General features: G+C 70.2%; 19 protein-coding genes and 2 pseudogenes. 5 read left to right on the plus strand and 16 right to left on the minus strand.

Annotation, left to right across the window (positions count from 1 at the left end; translation table 11 throughout):
* Positions 1–19 precede the first annotated feature (19 nt).
* From AB0M47_RS19305 to AB0M47_RS19330, 6 genes are all read right to left on the minus strand, one after another.
* Positions 20–667 (minus strand): response regulator transcription factor, encoded by a 648-nt coding sequence (locus AB0M47_RS19305; RefSeq protein ID WP_363415233.1) that lies wholly within the window; start codon positions 665–667, stop codon positions 20–22.
* Positions 664–1,764, minus strand: a complete 1,101-nt coding sequence (locus AB0M47_RS19310; RefSeq protein ID WP_363415236.1) for a histidine kinase — start codon at positions 1,762–1,764, stop codon at positions 664–666. Before AB0M47_RS19310 ends, AB0M47_RS19305 begins: the two co-directional genes overlap by 4 nt.
* 4 nt (positions 1,765–1,768) lie before the next feature.
* Positions 1,769–2,278 (minus strand): hypothetical protein, encoded by a 510-nt coding sequence (locus AB0M47_RS19315; RefSeq protein ID WP_363415239.1) that lies wholly within the window; start codon positions 2,276–2,278, stop codon positions 1,769–1,771.
* Positions 2,279–2,373: 95 nt separating this feature from the next.
* Positions 2,374–2,772: a VOC family protein gene (locus AB0M47_RS19320; protein ID WP_363415242.1), complete on the minus strand. Its 399-nt coding sequence runs from the start codon at positions 2,770–2,772 to the stop codon at positions 2,374–2,376.
* 49 nt (positions 2,773–2,821) lie between these two features.
* The gene (locus tag AB0M47_RS19325; protein ID WP_363415245.1) at positions 2,822–3,640 is read right to left on the minus strand and encodes a helix-turn-helix domain-containing protein; all 819 of its coding nucleotides are present in this window, start codon (positions 3,638–3,640) and stop codon (positions 2,822–2,824) included.
* A gap of 12 nt (positions 3,641–3,652) precedes the next feature.
* A complete protein-coding gene (locus AB0M47_RS19330) occupies positions 3,653–4,129 on the minus strand; it encodes a hemerythrin domain-containing protein (protein ID WP_363415248.1) in 477 nt (158 codons plus the stop codon).
* Between the two features lie 80 nt (positions 4,130–4,209).
* On the opposite strand from AB0M47_RS19330, the gene AB0M47_RS19335 reads away from it, so the two are divergent.
* Positions 4,210–4,692 (plus strand): MarR family transcriptional regulator, encoded by a 483-nt coding sequence (locus AB0M47_RS19335; protein WP_363415251.1) that lies wholly within the window; start codon positions 4,210–4,212, stop codon positions 4,690–4,692.
* 37 nt (positions 4,693–4,729) lie between these two features.
* Positions 4,730–5,482, plus strand: coding sequence for a hypothetical protein (locus AB0M47_RS19340; protein ID WP_363415253.1), 753 nt, complete (start codon positions 4,730–4,732; stop codon positions 5,480–5,482).
* A gap of 6 nt (positions 5,483–5,488) precedes the next feature.
* Here AB0M47_RS19340 and AB0M47_RS19345 read toward each other — a convergent pair whose 3' ends face one another.
* Positions 5,489–5,611 (minus strand): ribosomal protein bL36, encoded by a 123-nt coding sequence (locus AB0M47_RS19345; protein WP_363415256.1) that lies wholly within the window; start codon positions 5,609–5,611, stop codon positions 5,489–5,491.
* 114 nt (positions 5,612–5,725) lie between these two features.
* On the opposite strand from AB0M47_RS19345, the gene AB0M47_RS19350 reads away from it, so the two are divergent.
* On the plus strand, positions 5,726–6,085 hold the full coding sequence (locus tag AB0M47_RS19350) for a nuclear transport factor 2 family protein (RefSeq protein ID WP_363415259.1): 360 nt from the start codon (positions 5,726–5,728) through the stop codon (positions 6,083–6,085).
* Here the strand turns inward: AB0M47_RS19350 and AB0M47_RS19355 are convergent.
* From AB0M47_RS19355 to AB0M47_RS19370, 4 genes are all read right to left on the minus strand, one after another.
* A complete protein-coding gene (locus tag AB0M47_RS19355) occupies positions 6,082–8,835 on the minus strand; it encodes a LuxR C-terminal-related transcriptional regulator (protein WP_363415262.1) in 2,754 nt (917 codons plus the stop codon). The genes AB0M47_RS19350 and AB0M47_RS19355 overlap by 4 nt on opposite strands.
* Positions 8,836–8,957: 122 nt before the next feature.
* Positions 8,958–9,821, minus strand: coding sequence for an alpha/beta hydrolase (locus AB0M47_RS19360; RefSeq protein WP_363415265.1), 864 nt, complete (start codon positions 9,819–9,821; stop codon positions 8,958–8,960).
* Positions 9,822–9,952: 131 nt separating this feature from the next.
* Positions 9,953–10,603, minus strand: coding sequence for a VOC family protein (locus tag AB0M47_RS19365; RefSeq protein WP_363415268.1), 651 nt, complete (start codon positions 10,601–10,603; stop codon positions 9,953–9,955).
* Between the two features lie 35 nt (positions 10,604–10,638).
* Positions 10,639–11,376, minus strand: a complete 738-nt coding sequence (locus tag AB0M47_RS19370) for a hypothetical protein (RefSeq protein WP_363415271.1) — start codon at positions 11,374–11,376, stop codon at positions 10,639–10,641.
* A 52-nt stretch (positions 11,377–11,428) separates the two neighbouring features.
* On the opposite strand from AB0M47_RS19370, the gene AB0M47_RS19375 reads away from it, so the two are divergent.
* Positions 11,429–12,832 carry a hypothetical protein gene (locus tag AB0M47_RS19375; RefSeq protein ID WP_363415274.1) on the plus strand — a complete coding sequence of 468 codons (1,404 nt, stop codon included), beginning with the start codon at positions 11,429–11,431 and terminating at the stop codon, positions 12,830–12,832.
* 48 nt (positions 12,833–12,880) lie between these two features.
* Here AB0M47_RS19375 and AB0M47_RS19380 read toward each other — a convergent pair whose 3' ends face one another.
* The 3 genes from AB0M47_RS19380 to AB0M47_RS19390 form a co-directional block, all read right to left on the minus strand.
* A complete protein-coding gene (locus AB0M47_RS19380; protein WP_363415277.1) occupies positions 12,881–13,627 on the minus strand; it encodes a class I SAM-dependent methyltransferase in 747 nt (248 codons plus the stop codon).
* A 193-nt stretch (positions 13,628–13,820) separates the two neighbouring features.
* A complete protein-coding gene (locus tag AB0M47_RS19385) occupies positions 13,821–14,192 on the minus strand; it encodes a hypothetical protein (RefSeq protein WP_363415279.1) in 372 nt (123 codons plus the stop codon).
* A 97-nt stretch (positions 14,193–14,289) separates the two neighbouring features.
* The gene (locus AB0M47_RS19390) at positions 14,290–14,835 is read right to left on the minus strand and encodes a TetR family transcriptional regulator (protein ID WP_363415282.1); all 546 of its coding nucleotides are present in this window, start codon (positions 14,833–14,835) and stop codon (positions 14,290–14,292) included.
* 23 nt (positions 14,836–14,858) lie between these two features.
* Here AB0M47_RS19390 and AB0M47_RS19395 point away from each other — a divergent pair, with 23 nt between their 5' ends.
* The gene (locus AB0M47_RS19395) at positions 14,859–15,275 is read left to right on the plus strand and encodes an SRPBCC family protein (protein WP_363415285.1); all 417 of its coding nucleotides are present in this window, start codon (positions 14,859–14,861) and stop codon (positions 15,273–15,275) included.
* A 75-nt stretch (positions 15,276–15,350) separates the two neighbouring features.
* Here AB0M47_RS19395 and AB0M47_RS19400 read toward each other — a convergent pair.
* Positions 15,351–16,250, minus strand: a pseudogene (locus AB0M47_RS19400) (chitinase); the annotation flags it as partial.
* 60 nt (positions 16,251–16,310) lie between these two features.
* Positions 16,311–17,258, minus strand: a pseudogene (locus tag AB0M47_RS19405) (carbohydrate binding domain-containing protein); the annotation flags it as partial.
* Positions 17,259–17,472 lie beyond the last annotated feature (214 nt).

The raw sequence follows: 17,472 nt of genomic DNA on the forward strand, positions 1-17,472 counted from the left end.
AGCCCGATCCGGTTGCACCTTAATCCGGGGCGGCCAGCCCGTGCCGGTACGCGTACCGGACCGCCTGCGCCCGGTCGGTCACCCCGATCTTGGCGAAGAGCCGGTTGATGTGCGACTTCACCGTCGCCTCGGTGACGAAGAGCCGGGCGGCGATCTCCCGGTTCGCCAGGCCGGCCGCGATGAGCGTCAGCACCTCCGCCTCCCGGGCGCTCAGCCCGTCGGGCAGCTCCCCCGGGTACGCCGCCGGCGCGTCTCCGGCCGCGGCGAGCAGCTTGCGGCTGACCTCGGGGTCGAGGACGGACGTGCCCTCGGCGGCGGCCCGGATCGCCTGCGCTATCTGGTTTCGGGTGGCGTCCTTGGTGAGATATCCCGTGGCCCCGGCCCGCAGCCCGGCGAGCACGTCGGCGTCGTCGGAGTAGGTGGTCAGCACCACGACACGGGTGGCCGGATGCTCGTGCCGCAGACGTGCGGTGGCGGTGACCCCGTCGGTGCCCGGCATCCGCAGATCCATCAGGACGACGTCGGCTCTGTGCTCGGCGACCAGCCGGACCGCCTCGGCGCCGTCGGCGGCCGTGCCGACCACCTCGAAGTGGTCGAACAGGTCCAGCATCAGGGCGAGCGCTTCCCGGATCGTCGTCTGGTCGTCGGCCACCACCACCTTGATCACAGGGGAATCCTGACATCGACCGCCCAGCCGCCGTCGCGGGGACCCGCCGTGCAGACGCCGCCCAGCAGCTCGGCTCGTTCCCGCAGCCCGGTCAGGCCGTAGCCGCCGCCGGTCGTGGCCAGCTGTCCGGTGGGCCGGCCCGCCCCGGTGTCGGTCACGGTCACCTCGACCTGCTGCGCCGAATAGGTCAGCTGGACGGTCACGGTCGCGCCGGGGGCGTACTTGCGGGTGTTGGTCAGCGACTCCTGCACGGTGCGGTAGAGCGCGAGCGACACCTGCGGGACCAGCGGAACCTCGTCGCCGTCCACGCATACCGTCACAGGAGCCTCGTGCGCGGCGGCGAGATCGCGTACCAGCTGGGAAAGCGGGACCGTGTCACCGCGCAGCACGCCGATCGCGCGGCGGGTCTCGGCGAGACCGTCGCGGGCCAGCCGACCGGCCTTGCCGACCGCCTCCCGAGCCTGCTCCGCGCGGCCGTGTTCGAGCAGCGCGTCGGCCGATTCGAGTTGCACGCTGAGCGCGCCGAGCGAGTGGGCGAGCACGTCGTGGACCTCGCGGGCCAGTTGGGCGCGTTGGGCCAGCGCCTCGGCCCGCGCCTGTTCGGCCCGGGCCAGCTGGCTCTGCTCGCGCAGTTGGTCGCTCTGCCGCCGGGCGAGCCCGGCCAGCTCGCAGATCGCGAGGATGCCGAGTCCGCCGGTCAGCAGGATGGACTCGCGCCCGGTGAGCAGGCACGCCACGGCGAAGAGGACCCCGAGACCCACGGTGACCATCAGCGAGTACTCGGGCCGCAGCCGGCGGGCGGAGCGGATCGCCGCCACGACCACAAACGAGAAGGCCACCCCGTTCGGCGTCACCGACAGGACGACGCCGCCGAGCCCGACCGCGGCCAGACCGGCGAACAGCCATCGTTCGCTGTCCGGCCGGACCAGCCAGGCGAGCCAGCCGAGTACCACCACGACGAGGACGGCAACGGTGAAGGGGACCGGACCGGCGGGAGCGTTACTCACGGAGCCCGCAGTGAGCAGCCCCATGATGACCAGGCCGCGGAGGGTCGTGAACCACCGCGGACCCTGGGCGTACCGCCAGTCCATGATCATTGTTCTACAGGATGGTCTGACGGCGGTCCGCGCGCCCCGCCCGGCCGTCGGGCGCCATCGGCAGCTCGTTCGAGGTGACCCGGAAGAGCACGATCGCCGTTTCGGCCAGCAGCCCGACGCCGAGCCCGATCAACAGCGACGGCATGCCGGAGGCGGCCCCACCCGACCGGAACGCTCCGGCGACGACCGCGAACACGACGCGTACGCCGATCGTGGCCACCCACAGCCCGAGGGTGAGCCGGCGATAGCGGCACCAGGCGACGCCGTCCCGCAGGAACACCTGGAGGGACGCGCCTCGGGCGAGGCCGAGCCCGATCGACAGCGCCGCCTGCACCGACAGGAGCAGCACGTCCGCCACCGGCAGATGCCCGGAGCCGAGCTCGGACACGCCCAGGATCGTCACACCGATCGGAACGAGGACCATGCGCGTGCTCTGGACGGGTTGCCCGGCCATCCGGCGGACCAAGGTCCACACGAGGAGTGCGGCGATGAGCAGGATCTGCGCGTAATTCATGATCTTGACGGTAGAAATCCGCACGCCGAAAGGCTCCAACCCACGGGTGGAACCTGGGTGGAACCAGGGGTGGAACCGGTCCCCGGTGGAGATGATCAGTCGGGTTCGCCCGCGTATGTGCCGAAGCTCCACAGGACGCCTTCGGGATCACGGGCGGTGAACCCTCGCGAGCCGTAGTCCTCGTCGCGCAGTCCGCGCACGATCTTCGCCCCGGCCGCGACCGCCCGGTCGTGCAGCAGGTCCGGCTGGTCGGTGACCAGGTACACCGACCCGGTGCCGGGTGACGTCCGCACCTCGTCGCCCTCGGCCGACCGGCTCGACAGCATCACCCCGCCGCCGTGGTGCCAGGTCAGCTCGGCGTGGTCGATCACCCCGCCGTGGCCCGGGTACACGGCTTTCTCGGTGAAGCCGAACGCCTCGACGAGGAACCGGATCGCGGCGGTCCCGTCCTGGTAACGCAACACCGGCCACACGGCCGTCTTGATCTCGCTCATGCCTTCACCCTGCCGCATCGCCGGCGGCCAGGCTTGGACGAATGGGAACTCAGTCCAGCGGGCGCAGTGGCAGGTTCTCCTCGGCCAGCCAGGCCGTCGGTGCGGCACCGGCGAGGGCGCGCCACTCCCGATCCAGGTGCGGCTGGTCGTAGTAGCCGCACCTGGCGGCGATCTCGGCCAGCGACAGCCGCTGCTCACTCCGCAACAGCCGATGCGAACGGTCGAACCGCGCGATGCGGGCCGCGTCCTTCGGCGACACCCCGAACTCGGCGGCGAACCGGGCCGACAGGTGCCGACGGCTCCAGCCGACCTCGGCGGCCAGCGCGTCCACGCGTACCGCGCCGGCACGCGTGACGATGGCGTCCCAGGCGTGCGCGACCTCGGCCGCCGGGTCACGCTCGCGAACGCGGCCCAGGCGACGCGTCAGGACCTCGTCCAGCACGTCGAATCGCTGCGGCCAGCCCGGCGCCTCGGCCATCCGCTCGATCAGCTCGCGCGCGTCCCGGCCCAGCAGCTCCGGCAGCGGCACGACCAGCGCGGCGAGCGCCGCCGCGGGCAACCCCAGCAGATCGCGGGCACCAGCTGGAGTCAATTCCAGTTGTACGCCGTACTGCTCGCCGTCATGCGGGATGTACGCGGGGCCGACCGTCATCCCCGAGGCGAGCGACGCGTAGCCGCGTGGGGTCTCGGCCGCGTCCAACGCGACCAGGGTCGGCGCGGCGAGGCTGACCACCACGGTGACGCCCAGCGACGGCAGCCCCCGGTGTACGCCCGGTGCCTGGCCACTGTAGTGATATCCGCGGTACACCCCGACGGCATGCCGCAACGGCAGCGGGGCGAGCCGGTCCGCCGTCTCCGCGAGAGGCATGCCCCCACTGTCTCACGCGTCGAGCGCTCGCAGGGCCGGGACGAGCTGCTCCTCCTCGTATCGGAAGTGCTCGTCGAGGTCAGCGGTCAACCGGTCCAGGCGGCCGAGCAGCGCGCCCGGGTCGGTATGTCCGATGTCGAGCAATCCCCGCAGCGTACGCAGATGATCCGCGACGACGACGTGTTCTTGCCGGAGGCGGGACAGCACCGGCCGCAGCTCGGGCACGGTGGCGTCGAGATAGGGAAAGGCCAGCGAGTCCTCACCGGTGTGGTGCGCGTGCAGCGCTTCGCAGAACGCGACGCAGTGTTCGGCTAAACGGTTGGGCAGCGCTAGCGGCTCACCCCCAGCACCGTCCGCGTACGCCTGGGCGGCCACGCGGACTCGCTTGAGGTCTTCGCGCAGGGCACGGTGGATATCGGCGAGCTGTCGTGCCGCCGCGCGAATGCGGGCGGCGGCCACGGAGTCGACCTGGCCGAAGGGCGTTGACATGGTTGGCCTCTCCCAGAGCCGCTACGCTCAGCTAAGCAAAGAATTGGCTTTGAAAGCAAAAATACTTTGGAGACAAAGCTATGTCAACGGCGAAGCGGGCCGATCCGGCCGAGGGGTTGAGCGTCGACGACGGCATCCGGACCTTGTTGCTGCTCATGCCCCGGATGGTGGGCCGGGTCAAGCGCATCCGGATCCCCGAGGAGCTGCAGACGCTCGCCCTCGCTCCCCGGCACCTGTCGCTGCTGTCGTACCTGCTGTTCGACGGGCCCCTCACGGTCGGCGAGCTGGCCCGCCGGCTGGAGATCGCACCGACCACCGTGAGCCTGATGATCGCCGAGTTGAGCAAACGCGAAGTCGTCGAGCGGACCGACGACCCCGCCGACCGCCGGCGCACCATCGTCAGCATCACCGAACACCGGCGGCCGTCGATCGACGCCTGGCTTTCGCAGGGCGCCCGGGCCTGGCGGAAGGCCCTGGAGCCGTTGACCCCGGCGCAACGCAAGCTGTTCGTCGACACCTTGGCCACCTACGAACGCGAGGTGCTCACCGAACTCGATGCCTGACTGGTGTGCCCACGGCCGAGGGCGGTTTAATGTGCGCGTGGTCGATCCCCCGCTGCCACCGGCCGCCGACCCCTGGCACGGCTCGGCTCCGGTTCCCCCGCCGCCGACGACGCCGCTGCCGATGCCGATGCCCCCGACGCTTCCGCTGCCTCCGACGGCGGCTGCGCCGCCGCTGCCGGTGCCAACTCCGGTACCGCCTCCGCCACAGGTCATCGTCGTGGAGGTACGCCGTCGCAGGCGCTGGCCGTGGGTGCTGGGGGTGTTCGCCGTACTGAGTCTGATCTGCTGCGGCGCCTGTGCGGTGATCACCGCGCCGCTCCGTGGCGAGTATCCGTCCCGGATCGCCGCCACTCCGTCCACTGTGGCCGGATTCGAGCGGGACGACAACGGCCTGGTACGCCTCATCGCCGAGGAGACGAAGTTCCGCATCCGGGCCAGCGAGTACGTCGACGACAGCTTCGCCGACCGATTCGTCGACCCGCGGACCGCGAGCCGCTCCGTGATCGCGTTCGGCGGCACCGGGTTGATCTGGGATCCGGCCGGCACCCTGAAGTCGGTGATTCAGGGGGCCGGGCCGGATCTGCGTAACGTGGCCGACTACTCAGCGGGGCGACTCGGCGGCCTGCTCAAGTGCGGCGACGGCAAGGACGACAAGAAGCAGGCCGTCGTGCTGTGCGCGTGGATCGACCACGGCAGCATGGGTGTCGGCGTCTTCTACGGCAAGCCGTCGCACGCGGAGGCGGCCGCGTTTCTGCGTACACTCCGCGAGGCGGTGATCATCCGCCCCTGATCGGCGTCAGCCCTGCCGGGCCTTCAGCCGCGCATCACGCTTGTTGATCACGAGCAGCTTGCCGTGCCGGCGGACGACGGCCGAACCGGGCTTCTGCTTGAGCGACCGCAATGAGCTGCGAACCTTCATCGCACTCCCCTTTCCTGATGGAACGTGCGCTGCAACGTCGATCGGCCGGGGCCTATTCCCGGTTACCTGTGAGGTAATAGACCCCGTACGCGGTCGGCTGCGAGCGTGATCGGCATGACACAGAGCACCAAGGACCTGGTCCTGCACGGCTTCGCCGAGTTCGCCGCCGGCAACATCGAGATCCTCCGGACCCTGCTGCACGAGGACTTCGTCGAGCACAGCCCGGGCAACCCCTCCGGCCGGGACGCGTTCATCGCGTACATCGCGACCGCGCCGGTGGCTGGGGCGAAACTCGACCTCAAGCGTGTGATCGCCGAAGACGACCTGGTCGTCCTCCATTACCGGATGAGCACGCCCGACGAGGAACTCGCGGTCGTCGACATCTGGCGGCTGGCCGACGGCAAGATCGTCGAGCACTGGGACGTCGTGCAGCCGGTCCCCGACGACGCCGAGATCCCCCACGGCATGTTCTAGTGCAACGCCCGGACGAGTTCGGTCCGGGAGCGGATGCCGAGCCGGTGGAAGATGTTGCGCATGTGGTGGTCGACGGTACGTGTACTGATGAACAGCTGAGCGGCGACTTCCCGGTTGGTCGCTCCGTCGGCCACCAACTGCGCGATCTGCAACTGCTGCGCGGTCAACGCCGCCGACGCGTCGAGCGCGGGCGTCGCGATGGGCTCGCCGGCCGCCCGCAGCTCGGCGCGTACCTGATCAGTCCAGTGGACCGCGCCGGTCGACTGGAACAGGTCCCACGCCCGGTGCAGGTGCTCGCGGGCGTCCCGGGGCCGGCGCATACGCCGCAGCTCCTGGCCGAACAGCAGCTGGGTGTGGGCGTGTTCGAAGTCGGCGTCGGACGCCGCGTGCAGGTCCAGCGCCGCCCGGAAGTGCGCCTCGGCTTCGGGGCTGCCCCGTTCGGCCAGCAACGCCTGGCAGCGCCGGGCCAGCGCGCGGCGCGCCGGATCGCCCGTCTGCTCCGCCCACTGCTCGTACGCCTGCCAGGCGGGCCGGGCCAGGTCGGCCGCACCACACCGGGCGGCCGCCTCCACCAGCCACGGAGTGGCCAGCACCTGCACGACGACGTGCCCGTGGCCGGTGGCCGGGTCGGCGATGCCCGCCAGCCGGCTCAGCGCTTCGGCCGATCGGCCGGCGGCCAGGTCGAGCACCGCCAACGCCCAATCTCGCAGCACGCGGGGGCGGCTGACCCGACCCGCCTCGACCGGCGCCCGGAGCTGGCCGAGGCGCCGGCGGCACTCCTCGGTCTCGCCGCGTACGGCGGCCAGCACGGCGAGCAGCCCGAGATGGTCGCCGACGTAGTTCTCCTGACCGCCCGCGCGGGCCGCCCGCAGCCCGGCCAGGCAGGTCGGCCGGACCGCGTCGTGCCGGCCGAGCCAGAACTGCGCGTACGCCATCAGCTCCAGCGTCACGGGCAGCACGGCCCGGTCGCCGGCAGCGTCGGCCGAGACACAGGCCCGCTCGGTCACCCGCAACGCGGTGTGGTCGTCGCCCAGCAACAGTGCGGCGGCCCCGGCCGCGGCCAGCGCCCCGGGTTCGCCGAGCCGTTCGCTGAGTGCGATCGCGTCGCGCAGGGCCGGACCTGCCTGGTCGAACCGGCCGGTGAAGGTTGCGGCGAACCCGTCGATCTGCGCGAACACGAATCGCAGTCGCAGTGAGTCGTCCGGTCGTCGCAGGGCTTCGGCGCGCACCCGGACCTCCGCGATCCGGGGGTACTCGCCCGAGAAGCAGGCCGCCTCCGACGCTCGCATGAGGACGCTCACGGCCAGCGCCCGATGACCGTCGGCGAGCCGGTCGGCTGCCGCGAGCAGGGCGTCGAGGGCTGCTGCCGTAGCACCGGAGCGCAGCTCGATCTCGCCGAGGAGCAGGTCGGTCTGGCCGAGGACGCGGTCGGCTTGCGGCGTACGCGCAACGTCGGCCAGGGCCCGCCGGACGCGGCTGATCAGGCATCGGGCGTACGCCGGGCGGCCGGCCAGCCACACGGACCGGGCGGCGGCGACGAGATGGGTCGCCGTGGTCTGCGGATCGCCGGCCAGGTCGGCCGCTCGTTCCAGGGCGACGGCGGCCTCATCGGGCCGGACGTTGCCGGCGGCCGCTTCGGCCAGTTCCGCCGCCAGGACCGGATCGGGCGCGTGCCCGGCCGCCGCCCGGTGCAACGCCCGGCGCAGCCGATCCGGCGTCCGGTCGAGCAGTCCGGCCAGCAGCCGGTGCGCTTCGCGGCGCCGGGCCGACGGAGCCAGCTCGTACGCGGTCAGCCGCACGAGCGGCTGCGGGAAGGTCACCACGCCGTCGGCGACGCGTACCACTCCGGACAGTTCCGCCGGGCTGAGCGCGCCGAGCCCGAGACCGGCCGCCTCGGCCGCGCGGGCGAGCGTCGAGGTGTGCATCGCCTCCTCGGTCGCCGCCAGGAGCAGCAGGTCCCGGGTCTCCGGCGGCAGACTCTCCACCCGCGCCCGGTACGCCTGCCGCAGCGGGCTACCGCCGGGTAGTCCGCGTGGCGGGGGTGCGACGCCGGCCCGTTGCGCGGCGGTGAGCGATTCGGCCAGGTCGGCCAGGGCCTGCGGATTGCCGTGGCCGATCTCGGCGAGGTGCGCGGCGACGGCCTCGTCCACGAGGTCCAGCCGATCGGCGACCAGGGCTTGGCTGTCGGCGAAGTCCAGGGCGGCGAGCCGGAGCGTGCGTACGCCGTCGACGGGCCGGCTCGTCGTGAGCAGCGCCGCGACCGGCCGGTTGCTCAGCCGCCGGGCGACGAACGCCAGGACGTCGCCGGTCGCCGGGTCCACCAGGTCGGCGTCGTCCACACCGCACAGCACCGGGCGGCCCGCCGAGCCGAGCAGCGCCAGCACGCCGAGGCGCAGGGGAAGCCGGTCCGCTTCGGGACTCCCCTCCCCGCGCAGCACCCGGCGTACGGCGCGCTGGTGTTCGTCGGCCAGCCGGTCGACGCCGCCGGCGAGCGGTTCCAGCAGCCGGATGAGTCCGGCGTACGGGAGATGCGCCTCGGCGGCCACCCCGGCGGTCCGCAGCACGGCGAACCCCGTCGCCGTACGCCCAGCGTGGTCGAGCAGCGCCGACTTGCCGAGCCCGAGTTCGCCGCAGATCGTCAGGGCGCCCCCTCGGCCGGCGGCGGCTCCCGCGAGGAGGCCGGCGATGGCGTCGGCCTCCCGGTTCCGGCCGCGCAACCGAGATACATGCACTGTCGATGCAAATACCATGCGGTCCAGTGTTACCCACAGGTAACGGCATGGGAAGAGGGCGACGCGAAGCAGCCGGGGCGGGCACCCCGGCTGCGTCGATGCGCGTATCGATGTTCTTATCGGTGTGCGTCAAGCCCGAATCAGGCCGGACAGGTGTCGCGATAGTCGGACACGGACAGCCCCGACGGCCCCGGGCAGAGCCAGGGGTCGTAGCGCGTGTCGTCGTCGACGTACCGCTTGAGCCAGGACACCATCGACACCGCCACGGTCGTGTTGACCGTCTGCGGGAAGAAGTGGCTGGCGCTGCGCAGCTCCAGGTACGCCTTCTCCGACGCGGCCGGAATGCTGGTGTAGAACGGAATCGAGTGGGTCGCGACCGGTGCGACCGTGTCGGACTGGCCGCCGACGATCAGCGTCGGCACCCGTACGCCACTCCACGACTTGTCGGTGTTCCACGGTGCGAGCGGGATCGCCGCCTGCAACGAGGGTCGCGAGTTCGCCGCCCAGAGCGTACCGCCGCCGCCCATCGAATGCCCGGCCACCGCGAGCCGGGACGAGTCGACGCGGGTCCGCACCGAACTGGTGTTGACCAGGTAGTCCAGCGCCGCGAGCAGCTGTTGGCCCCGGCTGGTCGGCTGGTCGTAGATGGTGTTGGTCTCGATGCCGATCACGACGAAGCCGTGCGAGGCCAGGCGCGGGCCGAGCCAGGACAGGCTGGACCAGGTCGCGGTGAAGCCCGGCGAGATGGCGATGCCGCCGAACGTCCCGTCGGCCGTGGTCGTCGGGTAGTAGATCCGGCCGCCGCCGAATCCGCTCACGGTGGACGGCACGCTGATCGACGAGGTCGCGTAGGGACCGCTGCTCGCCTGCAGGATCGCGTCCGTCGGGTTCGGACCCCGCTGGTACGGGTTGAGCGCGTGCGCCGGGCTCGCCACGGCCGCGCCGACCGCGAGAGTCAGCGCCAGCGACAACATGGCCAGCAGCCGGGATCTGCGAAGGTGCATCTGCCCTCCCGGGGGAAGTGGCCCGCCGGCCGTGGGGGGAGCGCTGGCCGGACGAGCCGAAAATATTGACAGATGCGATTCTTTTAAAGGAGCCGGTCGCCGCGCATCGGCGAAATCACCTGTCCGGCGGGTCAATCACGGCCCTGCCACGTCGCGACGCACGCCTCGTTGCCTTCCATGTCCGCCAGGACCCACCAGGCCGGCGCGTGCTCGGTGGACACCATCCGCCCGCCCGCGGCGAGCGCGGCCGCGATCCGCGCCTCGGCCTGATCATGCGGCACGGAGACATCCAGGTGTACGCGATTGCGCTGCGTCCGGGCGGTATCCATGATCTGGAACCCCACCGACGGGCCACGTCCACGGGGATCGACGAGATCGTCGTCCGCACCGGCGCGGTAGCCGAGCAACGCCGCCCAGAACGGGCGCACGTTCACCGGGACGAGGGCGTCGACGGTGAGGTTGTAGCACTGCAACGGAGCGGGGTCGGCCGAGATGCCCAGGTCCCGGGCGGCCGCCGAGATCTGCCGGGCCAACGCCACGTCCCGATGACTCAGGCCGTCGACGTCGTGCGTCCAGAGGCGTACCGTCACGCCGGGATAGCGCAGGTCGACGTCGGGATGGTGATTCGCCTCGTCGGCCAGCCGGCCGATCTCCGCGACGAGGGCGACCCCAGTGGCGAACGATCCCGTGCCGAAGTACGCGCATGCCCCGTCGAAAAGTACCCGCCAGTCCCCGACCCCTTCGGCGTCGTGGAATTGCCGTGCCGTGATCCGGTCGGTCATCCCCCCACCGTAACCCGGTGAGCAGCACCGGCCCGTCACGCCGCGCGTTCGGCGCGGAGGTATCGCAGTCCACGGTCCAGAAAGGTGCGTGGGTTCGTGTCGAGGTACTTGGCCCAGCCCGGCGACCGCTCGCCGCGCAGCCAGGCGTACCGGGCCAGGGCATAGCCGTACATCGGCTCGGTGAGATAGCCGAGCCGGCTCGTGCTCCGGTACGCGTACTCCCCGCGCACTTCACGCCGGTTGTCCAGGGCCGAGTTCGCCGTGAAGATCCCCAGGCCGAAGAAGACGGTGAGCAGATCGGTGAGCGGCTCGTGATCCGCCCGATCGGCCGTGATCCGCTGATCCCCGAGCAGCAGCAGATGCCCCAATTCGTGGGCGATCGTCGCGACCAGCGCCATCGGGTTCGCCGCCTGGTCGTCGCGGATGCCGATGATCGAGCGGCCGTTCTCCAGCCGGTAGTCGCCGGCCGCGCCGGACGACTGTGTGGTCACCGGAACGTGCGCCGCCAGGCCGTCGGAGTCATCGGCGTCGCCGTGCTCGATCGTGACGCGCCCCGGATCGACGCCCATGTGCTCGCACAGCCGCCCGACCACGGTTCGGACGTCGTCCCGCGTACCGCGGTAGACACCCGGGAAGTACTCGTCGGTCGGCAGCACCACCTCGCCGAGCAGCCGAACGCGGCCGAACTGGGCGACGAACCAGTCCAGCGACTGCTCGATCCACTCCTGCTCCACCGGGCGTACCGGGCAGCTCGGGCGACGCCACCATGCCATGTACCGCATTGTGCGCCACCACAGCCACCCCGCCGAACTATAGGGTTCGCCCGTGATGAACGTGATCAAGAAGGTCGCCCGCGTCTCGCTGTCATTGCTCCTGGCCCTGACCGGGGTCCTCAGCCTGCCAGTCGAGGTGTCGGCCGCTACCGGACCTGGCATTCGCGCCACGTTCGGCAAGCCAGTCCTCACGTCGGCCGGCGGCATCGACGCGACCGCCACCCTAGAGCGCCTGCATGACATGCACGCCAACACATACGCCTTCCGCGTGGTGACTGCCGGCGAGTGGACCGATCTGGTCGACGTGTTCGCCGCGGCGGCACAGGCGGACGGCATGAAAGTGTGGGTCTCCCTGTATCCGCCGAGCGAATGCGGCGGCGGTACCTGCACTGCGCCGTTCTACAACGGCACGGACTACACCGGCTGGGCCTCGGAGATCAACAACCTGGCGCTCGAATATCCGGTGATCGAAGGATGGTCGATCGATGACTTCGCCACCAACCTGACCACCTTCACCCCCGCATACGTCGCACAGCTCACGGCCGCGACGCCGCTGGTGCGGTTCTATCCGGTGGTCTACTTCAACCGTCTGACCCCGGGCCTGCTCGACGACTACGACGCGGTCGTCAACGGCATGATCATGCCCTTCAACGACGCGCCCTACCACGACACCCAGATGGTCGACACGCTTGCCGCGCAGATCGCGACCGCCGCGCCTCAGCTCGCCGCCCACAGCCTAACCATGATCCTCATGGTGTACGCGTATCACCTGTCGGACAACGACGTCGTTCCCGACGTGGACTACGTGCGGCAGGCCACCGAGTACGGCGTGGACCGCATCGACGACGGGACGATCGGTGGTGTCATGCAATACCAGCTGCCGTTGAAGGCGGGTCAGGTCTACAGCGGTGACAACAACTTCTCCCGGCCGTCCACCGGCGGCACCGGCGCCGTCGTCTTCACCGTCATCGCCGAACAGGTGACCAGTGCCGGGGACTACGCCGACGCCAGCACGACGATTCAGCTGTCACCGGGCTCCACCTCGTGCCTGCTGCGCCTCTACCACAAGGACAACCGCACCACCGCGTCCAGTCTCGGCTACCACCTCAAGCAGGCGTACGCGGGTGGGGTCAAGATCTGGCAGAAAGACGTCGCGGCCGAAGAGCTCGACTGGTATTCCTCGGCGCTGCTCGACCTGATGCCCTACCTGGCCACTGGTCAGACGACGCTGTCTCTGCGGCTGTACGAGCAGGCGGGCGTCACGAACTACAAGGCGACCGTCAGCTTCGACGACCTGACGCTGACCGGCTGCTCTATGGCGAATCCGGACTTCGAGACCGTGGGTGGCTGGACCTTCAGCCGGCACGGCGGCCCGGTCCTGGTCGGCCAGCACCTCTACGATCCGGCCTATTCGACGACCGCGCTCGCCGCTGTGGGTGCGATCTACGGACGCTGAGCGTGGTGCCGGGCTCGTCGGTGGCGGCGAGCCCGGCACGCGACCGCGTTACCGGCGCATCAAGGCGAAGACGCCCCAGCCGAGGTACTCACGGCGATAACGCGCGTACCTCGCCGGCCCGTCCCGCAGTTCGGCGCGGAGTTGCTCAGCCAGCTCGTCGTCGGGGTTCTCGTCGAGCCAGCGGCGGATGTTGAACCACTGCGCCCCCGTATAGCGGTCCCAGCTGTCCTGGTCGGCCAGCACCATCTCGACCACGTCGTAACCGAGGTCGCCGAAGTGGCTCAGCAGGTCGGGCAGCGGGCGGTACGCCTCCTTGGCGGACGCGTGCGACTCCGCCACGGTCAGCTCGTCCGGCGGGTCGAGCCGCCAGTACGGTTCGCCGATCAGCATCAGGCCGCCGGGCCGGAGGCTGCGTTGCAGCAGTTCCACCGTTCCGGTGAGGCCGTCGCCGATCCACGTCGCGCCGATGCAGGCGGCGAGGTCGACCGGTTCCTCGGCGACATGTCCGGCCGCGTCGCCGTGGACGAAGCGTACGCGGTCGGCGACACCCAACTCGGCCGCGCGCGCCTGGGCGCTCGCGGTGAAGTGCGTGCTGATGTCGACGCCGACGCCGGTGAGGCCGTGGTCGCGAGCCCACGTGCACAGCATTTCGCCGCTGCCGGAGGCCAGATCCAGGGCGCTCGTCCCGGGCGTCAGGCTCAACGCTCGCCCGAGGATGTCGAGTTTCTCAGGACTGAACGGGTTGTGAATGCGGTGACCGCTCTCGCGGATGACGAACGGGCGTGGAAGATCCACGATGGATGCTCCTTGGACTGGACGGGATCAGGACTGAACCATGAAGTCGGCCCGCCACGGGGGCGGACGCTGCCTGAACCGTCATCCAATGCACCTCATCAGGTCGTCGTGTCAGAACGCGGTCACCGTACGCGCGAACGCCCGGCCGGGCATCCGATTTTCTCGGCGTCCGGCCGGGCGTTCCTCGAGGTGGTCAGTTGGTCGCGGCGGGTGCGCTGCTGCCCCCGAACAGTTCGGGGACCATCGAGGCGACCGCGGCGATCGCGGCGAAGACGGCCGCCCAGCCGAAGGAGGTCTTCAGCGTGCTGTCGCCGAGCCAGGCGATTCCCCAGCCGATGAAGCCCAGGGCGCCCACGATCAGGCCGACCCACTTGCCGGTCTTGACGTTGTCGGCGAGGCCCGCGCCCAGGCCGTTGGCGCCGGCGACGGTGAAGACCGTCGCGGCGACGAGAAGAGTGGTCTTGGCGCCTTCGCCATCGGCGAGCGCGAAGCCGATGAAGGTACCGACCGCGAGGACGAGGCCGACGCCGGCGCAGGCGTAGCCCCACTTCTGAACGTTGCTCATGTCACCCTCGATTCGGAGAGGCGATGGGGTTGCTAGCACCGTACGCCCGGAGTGAATGAATGACTCCGCTCCGTCACCTAAATGACTGGCATCGACGTCATCCGATCCGGGTCAGGTCTTCGAAGGACCCCGCGAACAGCCGATAGGCTCGGTCTACATCGGCCGGATCTGCTCCCGCGACCAGGTCGAGGAGCAATCCGCGGACGACCGCCACACCGACTCGGATCGCCACGCGGCGTATGCCCGGCGCCAGCTCGGCTCCACTGTCCAGCCACGGTTCGGTGAGGCCGCTCAGCAACCGGTCGGCGCCGGCCGCCCCTTGCGCCGCCAAGCCGAGGACCTCGAAGAACAGGCGCACGAACGGGCGTACCTCGGGGCTGGAGACGCGTTCCCACAGGGCGAGCATCAACTCCTGGGCGGACTCGTGGCGCGCCGCCAGCTCGGTCATCAACTCCCGCTGCTGCCGCTCGACCGCCTCGACGATCGCCGCGAGCAGGCCTTCGCGCGTACCGAAGTGGTAGAGGAGCATCCGATGGCTGCTGCCGATCCCGTCGGCGATCTCCCGGAGGCTCTTGGCGCCGATGCCGTTCTCGGCCGCGTACGCCGTCACCCGATCCAGCATCTCCGCCCGCGCGCTTGACATGTACCGAATGGTACATTGACGTCATGCGCTGGGAGAACACGGTCACCATCGACGCACCCACGAACCGCGTCTGGGAGCTGACCACCGATGTCGAGAACCTGCCGTCGATCACGCCGACGATGCGCCGCGTCGTACGCCTCGACGACGGCCCGCTCCACGAGGGCAGCCAGGCCAAGATCTGGCAGCCGGCCCAGTCCCCCGCGATCTGGACGGTGACCCGGCTCGAACCGGCCCGCGAGTTCACCTGGCAGACGCGACGACTCGGCGTGACCATGACCGGGCGGCATCTGCTGGACGGCGACGACGTCAGCTGCCGGAACACCCTCGTCCTGGAGCTGTCCGGGCCAGGCGCCAAACTCCTCGGAGCCTTACTGGGCAAGACTTTCGCCAAGGCGCTGGCGACCGAGAACGCCGGACTCCAGCGGGCGGCGACCAGCTGAGACGAGTGCGGTGGCCGCCGGACTCCGACGACCACCGCACGATTCGACCGCTAGGGCTTACCGAGGTTTACCAAGTCACGGCATCGCGACCAGGTGGCCGTGGACGGTGTTGGCGAAGGCGTACCCGTTGCTCGCGTCCCAGTTGATCGACCACGTCATCGCGCCCCGGATGCTCGGCCACTTGGCCGGGGGCACGAAGCTGCCGCAGTTCGTCCCGGCCGCCAGGCAGTCGAGCGCGTTGTTGACGACGCCGGGGCTGACATAGCCGCCGCCCGCCGCGGAGGTGGACGAGGGCAGGCCGAGGGCCACCTGGTCCGGTCGCAGCGCGCTCTGAAGCTGGATGCAGGCCAGCGCGGTCAGGAAGTTGATCGTCCCCTGCCCGTACGCGAACATCTGGTCGCAGCCCAGCATGCCGCCCGAGTTGTAGAACTGGGTGTGCACGATGGTCAGGATGTCGCGGATGTTGAGCGCCAGCGCGAAGTACGTCGTCCCGGTCGACTGCATGTCGATGGTCTGCGGCGCCATCGTGATGATCAGGTTCGCGCCCGCCTTCGACCGCAGTGACCGCAACGCCTGCTCCATGTAGGTCGCGTTGAGCCCGTTCTCCAGGTCGATGTCGACGCCGTCGAACCCGTAGCTCGTCATGATCGCGTACACGCTGTTGGCGAAGTTGGTCGCGGCGGCCGCACTGGACACCGAGACGGTGCCCTTCTCGCCGCCGACGGACAGGATGACCTTCTGGTTGCGCGAGTGCAGGGTGGCGACGTCCGCCTTGAACTGGGCGTCGGTGTAGCCGCCGAGCGCGCTCGACAGGCCGGAGTCGACGCCGAACGTCACGCCGCCCGCCGAGCCGGGGTCGGCGTTGGCGAACGCGATCGCCACGATGTCGTAGGTCGTCGGGACCGCCGACAGCCGCAGCGGCGTCGCGCCGTTGGTGAAGTTCTGCCAATAGCCCGTGAGCAGGTGCTTGGGCAGCGTGCCCGTGGAACATCCGGTCGTCGTGCCGGTCACGCTCGCCGAGCCCGATTCACCACTGCTGTTGTACGCGCGGACGGCGTACGTGTGGCTGGTGCAGGCGGTCAGCCCGGAGATCGTCGCCGACGTCCCCGTGACCGTGGTCTTGAGCGTCGTCCCCTCATACACCCGATAGCCGGTCACGGTCCCGGTCGACGCGTCCCAGGCGAGCCCGAGCGACGTGTCCGCGGTGGACGTGACACGGGCGTTGCCCGGTGTGCCGGGAACTCCGGTGCCGCACCCGGTGGTGGTGATCGTGACGCTCCCCGAGTGCGCCGACTCCCCCACGCTGTTGTACGCCGTCACGTCGTAGGTGTGGCTCGTGCAGGCGGTCAGCCCGGAGATCGTCGCCGACGTCCCCGTGACCGTGGTCTTGAGCGTCGTCCCCTCGTACACCCGATAGCCGGTCACGGTCCCGGTCGACGCCGACCAGCTCAGTGCGGCCGACGTGTTCGTGATCGTGCCGGCGGCGGGCGTACCGGGGACGCCGGGCACGCCTGCCCCGGCCGTGCCCTGCAACGAGATGTCGTCGGCGTAGTAGTCGCCCGTGCCGTACCAGCCGTGCAGGAACACCTGCACGCTGCTGCTCGACGCGGTGAACGTGACGGTGAGCTGGGTCCAGTTCGTGGCGCTGGGTGTCCACGTCGACGTTCCGCCGGTCACGCCGAGGTAGACGTAGCTGCCCCGGACCCAGCCGGTCAGCGTGTAGGACGTACCGGACACGACGGAGACGGTCTGCGTGCAGTTCGCGTTGTCCGAGCTGGACGCCGCGCCCCGCAACGCCTTCGTCCCCGTACGCACAGGGGTGGTGACGACGCTGCCCAGGCTGCCGGAGCAGCTCCATGGGCTCAGCGCGCCCGTCTCGAAGCCGCCGTTGGACAGCAGTTCGGCCCCGGTCGCCGGAGCCGCCGGTGCGGCGAATAGCAGAACGGCGGCCGCGACCAGCGCCGTGATGCGGGAAAGCTTCATCGTTGCTCCTCCAGCGGAGAACCGAGGAACCTATAAGGAAGCTTTATTAAATATTTGAGGACGCGTCTCCGTCAATGGATGCCGTAGGCGGCGGATCACGGTTGCGCATGCTTCCGCAGGCCGGGGGGAGATGAGTAAGGGTGTTAGGGTGGTGGGTGTTTTGGGGTTGGGGTGTGTGTTGTGGGTGGGTTTGGTTGGGGTGGTGTTCAAAGAA

This window comes from Hamadaea sp. NPDC051192, from assembly GCF_040682475.1.
Classification (GTDB): Bacteria; Actinomycetota; Actinomycetes; order Mycobacteriales; family Micromonosporaceae; genus Hamadaea; species Hamadaea flava.

Coding starts and splice junctions, on each gene's coding strand:
- AB0M47_RS19310 (WP_363415236.1), bottom strand. CDS start 1,764: ATGATCATGGACTGGCGGTACGCCCAGGGTCCGCGGTGGTTCACGACC.
- AB0M47_RS19315 (WP_363415239.1), bottom strand. CDS start 2,278: ATGAATTACGCGCAGATCCTGCTCATCGCCGCACTCCTCGTGTGGACC.
- AB0M47_RS19320 (WP_363415242.1), bottom strand. CDS start 2,772: ATGAGCGAGATCAAGACGGCCGTGTGGCCGGTGTTGCGTTACCAGGAC.
- AB0M47_RS19325 (WP_363415245.1), bottom strand. CDS start 3,640: ATGCCTCTCGCGGAGACGGCGGACCGGCTCGCCCCGCTGCCGTTGCGG.
- AB0M47_RS19330 (WP_363415248.1), bottom strand. CDS start 4,129: ATGTCAACGCCCTTCGGCCAGGTCGACTCCGTGGCCGCCGCCCGCATT.
- AB0M47_RS19335 (WP_363415251.1), top strand. CDS start 4,210: ATGTCAACGGCGAAGCGGGCCGATCCGGCCGAGGGGTTGAGCGTCGAC.
- AB0M47_RS19345 (WP_363415256.1), bottom strand. CDS start 5,611: ATGAAGGTTCGCAGCTCATTGCGGTCGCTCAAGCAGAAGCCCGGTTCG.
- AB0M47_RS19350 (WP_363415259.1), top strand. CDS start 5,726: ATGACACAGAGCACCAAGGACCTGGTCCTGCACGGCTTCGCCGAGTTC.
- AB0M47_RS19355 (WP_363415262.1), bottom strand. CDS start 8,835: ATGGTATTTGCATCGACAGTGCATGTATCTCGGTTGCGCGGCCGGAAC.
- AB0M47_RS19360 (WP_363415265.1), bottom strand. CDS start 9,821: ATGCACCTTCGCAGATCCCGGCTGCTGGCCATGTTGTCGCTGGCGCTG.
- AB0M47_RS19365 (WP_363415268.1), bottom strand. CDS start 10,603: ATGACCGACCGGATCACGGCACGGCAATTCCACGACGCCGAAGGGGTC.
- AB0M47_RS19370 (WP_363415271.1), bottom strand. CDS start 11,376: ATGGCATGGTGGCGTCGCCCGAGCTGCCCGGTACGCCCGGTGGAGCAG.
- AB0M47_RS19385 (WP_363415279.1), bottom strand. CDS start 14,192: ATGAGCAACGTTCAGAAGTGGGGCTACGCCTGCGCCGGCGTCGGCCTC.
- AB0M47_RS19390 (WP_363415282.1), bottom strand. CDS start 14,835: ATGTCAAGCGCGCGGGCGGAGATGCTGGATCGGGTGACGGCGTACGCG.
- AB0M47_RS19395 (WP_363415285.1), top strand. CDS start 14,859: ATGCGCTGGGAGAACACGGTCACCATCGACGCACCCACGAACCGCGTC.